Source organism: Pseudomonas juntendi (assembly GCF_009932375.1).
Classification (GTDB): domain Bacteria; phylum Pseudomonadota; class Gammaproteobacteria; order Pseudomonadales; family Pseudomonadaceae; genus Aquipseudomonas; species Aquipseudomonas juntendi.
Genome location: NZ_BLJG01000070.1, coordinates 1 through 4,710, shown reverse-complemented (window position 1 = coordinate 4,710; position 4,710 = coordinate 1). Strand labels below are relative to the sequence as shown.

Sequence of the window (4,710 nt, the reverse complement as noted above, 5' to 3'; positions counted from 1 at the left end):
TAAGGCGATCCCTGTGGGGCTTGCCTGCGATGGGCTGCAAAGCAGCCCCGATGTCACAGGTTGAAGGCCAGGCGGTACTCGCCCGGTGTGGCGCCAACGGCCTGGCGGAACCGATTGCTGAAATGGCTGGCACTGGCAAACCCGCACACCAGGGCAATTTCCCCCAACGGCATGCCCCCCAGCCGCAACAGCTGGCAAGCCCGGTGCAGCCGCCGGGCCAGCAGGAATTGGTGCGGTGGCAGCCCGAAGCTGGCGCGGAACATGCGCGCAAAGTGGTACTCGGACAGGTTGCAGCGCAACGCCAGTTCGCCGAGGGTGATCGGCTGGTCCAGGTGCGCCTCGAGGTAGTCGACCAGTTGCCGACGCAGGTTTGGTGCCAGCCCGCCTTTCAGGCGCAGGCCCTGGCGCAGCCCGACCTGGCTGAGCAGCGCATGGTCGACGATCTCATGCGCCAGGCTGCTGGCCAGCAGACGCTCGCCGGGTTCGTCCCAGTCCAGGCCGATCAGTTGGCGAAAGCGTCGGGCCTGCTGTGGGTCGTCAAGAAAGGTCGCTTCCTGCAACTGCAATTCACGCGGCTCACGGTCGAGCAGGCGCACGCAACCAAGGGCGAACTGCGCTTGGCTGACATACAGGTGCGCCAGGCGGATCTCGCCATTGACGACCCAATTCGATTCCTGGCCCGCCGGCATGATGCACAGCTTGTCGGGCGCGCCTTTGTCGGCCGGCCTTTGGCGGCGGAAGGTGCCGGTACCGTCGGCGATGTAGCACGACAGGGTGTGATGGCTCGGCGCCTGATAATCGCGGGCGTCGTCGCGGTTGCTCCACAACGCCGCCGCCAGCCCGTCACCCAGGTGCGCGCTCAGCTCCAGGCGGGCGTGGGGCGAGGCGTGCATGGCATTGAACACTTGCAGCTGGGTGAATGGCGTCATGGCGGGTTCCTCTGACGCCCATCCTACTGCGCCTTGAGCTTGCGTACAGCCGCCTGCGCGACAAATGCGCAAGTTTGTGCAAGCGCAAAGTACAGGGCAGAGCGAACACTGATTGCACTGGCGAGGGCTGCGCCCTCGATCGCCGGCAAGCCGGCTCCCACAGTTACAGCGCCCAGCTTGAAGGTTGACGCTGCCCCTGTGGGAGCTGGCTTGCCAGCGATGGGCCGCGCAGCGGCCCCGGGATGTAGGGTCGATCGCCTGAGGAGCCGCACCGATGAACCTGTCTCTCTACTTGCTCACCGTCCTGATCTGGGGCACCACCTGGATCGCCCTGAAACTGCAACTGGGCGTGGTCGCGATCCCGGTCTCGATCGTCTACCGCTTCGCCCTGGCCGGTCTGATCCTGTTTGCCTTCCTGCTGCTCACCCGTCGCTTGCAGCCGATGAATAGGCGGGGCCACCAGATCTGCCTGGCCCAGGGCCTGTGCCTGTTCTGCGTCAACTTCATCTGCTTCCTCAGTGCCAGCCAGTGGATCGCCAGCGGCCTGATCGCCGTGGTGTTTTCCACCGCCACGCTGTGGAACGCGCTGAATGCGCGGATCTTCTTCGGCCAAAGGGTTGCCAGCAATGTGCTGGGCGGCGGCGCCTTGGGCTTGCTTGGCCTGGGCCTGCTGTTCTGGCCCGAGCTGTCGCACCACGCTGCCAGCCGTGAGACCCTGTACGGCCTGGGCCTGGCCCTGCTCGGCACGCTGTGCTTCTCGGCCGGTAACCTGCTGTCGAGCATGCAGCAAAAGGCCGGGCTGCGGCCCATGACCACCAATGCCTGGGGCATGGTCTACGGCGCGTTGATGCTGGGTACGTTCTGTGTGGTCAGCGGCGTGCCGTTCGGCATGGAGTGGAACCTGCGCTACATCGGCTCGCTGTTGTACCTGGTGGTTCCGGGTTCGGTGATCGCCTTTACCGCCTACCTCACCCTGGTGGGGCGCATGGGGCCGGAGCGGGCCGCGTACTGCACGGTGCTGTTCCCGTTGGTGGCGTTGAACGTGTCGGCGGTGGCCGAGGGGTACCAGTGGACGGCCCCGGCCCTGTTGGGGCTTGTCGCAGTGATGGCAGGGAATGTGCTGGTGTTTCGCAAGCCCAGGGCACGGGTAGCTGAGGGGGTTGTGGAGGCCAGATGAATCATGGCCCTATCAGCGGCCAGCTACCGAAACTGTGGGCGCTGGCTTGCCGACGATAGGGCCGGTACAGGGACAACCGGGGGATCAGCCCTTCCACACCTGCGGGTTCACCAGGTCCCGCGGCCGCTCACCCAGCAGCGCCGCACGCAGGTTGTCCAGCGCCCGGTTGGCCATGGCTTCGCGGGTTTCGGCGGTGGCCGAGCCTATGTGCGGCAAGGTCAGGGCATTGGGCAGCTTGAACAGCGGCGAATCGCTCAGTGGCTCTTTTTCGTAGACATCAAGGCCTGCGCCGCGCAGGGTGCCGTTTTGCAGCGCCTCGATCAGTGCGGCTTCATCGACCACTGGCCCGCGTGCAATGTTGATCAGGAACGCGCTTGGCTTCATCAGCTTCAGCTCGCGGCTGCTGATCAGTTTGCGGGTCGCGTCCGACAGGGGCACCACGATGACCACGAAATCGGCTTCGGCCAGCAACTGCTCCAGGCTGCGGAACTGCGCGCCCAGCTCCTGCTCCAGCGCGCTCTTGCGGCTGTTGCCGCTGTACAGGATCGGCATGTTGAAGCCGAAGCGGCCACGGCGGGCCACGGCTGCGCCAATGTTGCCCAGGCCGACGATGCCCAAGGTCTTGCCATGCACATCACTGCCGAAGTGCGCCGGGCCCACGGTTGCCTGCCAGTTGCCGGCCTTGGTCCAGGCGTCGAGTTCGGCGGTACGCCGTGCGCAGCCCATGATCAGTGAAAAGCCCAGGTCGGCGGTGCTTTCGGTGAGCACGTCCGGGGTGTTGGTGAGGGCGATGCCGCGTTCGTTGAAGTAGTCCAGGTCATAGTTGTCGTAGCCGACCGACACGCTGGACACCACCTCGAGCTTGGCCGCACCTTCCAGCTGCGCCCGGCCAAGCTTGCGCCCGACCCCGATCAGGCCGTGGGCTTCGGGCAGGGCTTCGTTGAACTGGGCGGCGATGTCGCCCAACTTGGGGTTGGGCTGGATCAGGTTGAAATCGTGCTGCAGGCGCTCGGCCATGGCCGGGGTGATTCGGCTGAAGGCCAGGACGGTCTTTTTCATCGGGCTGCTTCCAAGGGGAAAGCTACAAGCTACAAGTTGCAAGCTACAAGCTACAAGAAAAAGCAGCACGTGAACGGATCTGCTTTTTCTTGCTACTTGCTACTTGCTACTTGCTACTTGCTACTTGCAGCTGCCCTTAGTCGGCGATCAGCACCTGATGGGTTTTCAGGTCGGCCTCATGCGCGGCAAGAATTTCCGGCAGCGAGTTGCGCAGGTATTCGACCCAGGTCTTGATCTTGGCATCCAGATACTGGCGCGACGGGTAGATGGCGTACAGGTTCAGTTCCTGCAGGCGGTACTCGGGCAGCACCCGCACCAGGCTGCCGTCGCGCAGGCCATCGATGGCCGAATAAATCGGCAGCACGCCTACGCCCATGCCGCTGCGGATCGCGGTCTTCATGGCGTCGGCGGTGTTGACCATGAACGGCGAGCTGGTGATGTTGACCATCTCCTGGCCTTCCGGGCCATCGAACAGCCACTTTTCCAGCGGGATCACCGGGCTGACCATGCGCAGGCAGGCGTGCTTGAGCAGGTCGGCAGGTTTGTGCGGCAGGCCATGGCGGGCGATGTAGGCCGGCGAAGCGCAGACGATGCTGTAGGTGATGCCCAGGCGCTGCGAAACGAACCCCGAGTCCGGCAGCTCGGTGGCCAGCACGATGGACACGTCATAGCCCTCGTCAAGCAGGTCGGGCACGCGGTTGGCCATGGTCAGGTCGAAGGTCACGTCGGGGTGCGATTCACGGTAGCGGGCAATCGCATCCACCACGAAATGCTGGCCCACCCCGGTCATCGAATGCACCTTCAATTGCCCGGCGGGGCGCGCATGGGCGTCGCTGGCCTCGGCCTCGGCTTCCTCGACGTAGGTCAGAATCTGTTCGCAGCGCATCAGGTAGCGCTTGCCGGCCTCGGTCAGCGCAATGCGGCGGGTGGTACGGTTGAGCAGCCTTGTTTGCAGATGGGCTTCCAGGTTGGAGACCGCCCGCGACACGTTCGCGGTGGTGGTGTCCAGTTGCGCCGCAGCGGCCGTGAAGCTGCCTAATTGCGCTACGCAACTGAAAGCACGCATGTTTTGCAGGGTGTCCATGGGTCACTCTCGAGGTAGAGGACAAAATTGTGTCACGAAGCAACGCAAAAGTTATGAAAACTTACCTTCGACCAAAGGCGGATTATCGCCGTTTTGGTAACAAAGATTCGCAGGAATCTACGCTTATCGCCAGTGCTGCCGCCCCCTAGAATTGCTCGGCCCCTCCACCTCTTCCTCGGGAAATCGCAGCTGTGCCGCGTCTCATCATCAGAACGCTCAGTGCGTTCAGTGCCTGTGCCCTTGCCCTCACCTTGAGCGGCTGTATCGGAACCTGGGGCATCGCCCCGCAAAGCAAGACGCTGCAAGCCAATACCCTGACCACCGACGCGGCCATTCGCGAAGCCGCAAGCGATGCTCACTGGCCCGACCAGCAGTGGTGGCACGCCTATGGCGACCCGCAACTGGACCGCTGGGTTGCCCTGGCAGTGGCCGGCAGCCCGAGCCTGGCCATGGCCGCCGCG

At 64.1% G+C, this 4,710-nt stretch carries 4 protein-coding genes and 1 pseudogene; 2 read left to right on the top strand and 3 right to left on the bottom strand.

The genetic code is table 11. From position 1 onward, the window contains the following. Positions 1-53: 53 nt before the first annotated feature. Positions 54-929 carry a helix-turn-helix domain-containing protein gene (locus GYA94_RS10490; RefSeq protein WP_161892283.1) on the bottom strand — a complete coding sequence of 292 codons (876 nt, stop codon included), beginning with the start codon at positions 927-929 and terminating at the stop codon, positions 54-56. 274 nt (positions 930-1,203) lie between these two features. Here GYA94_RS10490 and GYA94_RS10485 point away from each other — a divergent pair, with 274 nt between their 5' ends. Next, complete coding sequence (locus GYA94_RS10485; protein WP_054914010.1) at positions 1,204-2,106, top strand: DMT family transporter; 903 nt, start codon at positions 1,204-1,206, stop codon at positions 2,104-2,106. Positions 2,107-2,190: 84 nt separating this feature from the next. On the opposite strand, the gene GYA94_RS10480 is transcribed toward GYA94_RS10485, so the two are convergent. Beyond that, positions 2,191-3,165, bottom strand: a complete 975-nt coding sequence (locus GYA94_RS10480; protein WP_110675585.1) for a 2-hydroxyacid dehydrogenase — start codon at positions 3,163-3,165, stop codon at positions 2,191-2,193. Between the two features lie 136 nt (positions 3,166-3,301). Continuing rightward, positions 3,302-4,249, bottom strand: a complete 948-nt coding sequence (locus GYA94_RS10475; protein WP_009685037.1) for a LysR family transcriptional regulator — start codon at positions 4,247-4,249, stop codon at positions 3,302-3,304. Positions 4,250-4,440: 191 nt separating this feature from the next. Here GYA94_RS10475 and GYA94_RS10470 point away from each other — a divergent pair. Further along, a pseudogene (locus tag GYA94_RS10470) lies at positions 4,441-4,710 on the top strand (RND transporter); the annotation flags it as partial.

What these genes read in the sequence shown, in the direction of transcription:
- GYA94_RS10490 (WP_161892283.1), bottom strand. Translation starts at nt 929, where the DNA reads ATGACGCCATTCACCCAGCTGCAAGTGTTCAATGCCATGCACGCCTCG.
- GYA94_RS10485 (WP_054914010.1), top strand. Translation starts at nt 1,204, where the DNA reads ATGAACCTGTCTCTCTACTTGCTCACCGTCCTGATCTGGGGCACCACC.
- GYA94_RS10480 (WP_110675585.1), bottom strand. Translation starts at nt 3,165, where the DNA reads ATGAAAAAGACCGTCCTGGCCTTCAGCCGAATCACCCCGGCCATGGCC.
- GYA94_RS10475 (WP_009685037.1), bottom strand. Translation starts at nt 4,249, where the DNA reads ATGGACACCCTGCAAAACATGCGTGCTTTCAGTTGCGTAGCGCAATTA.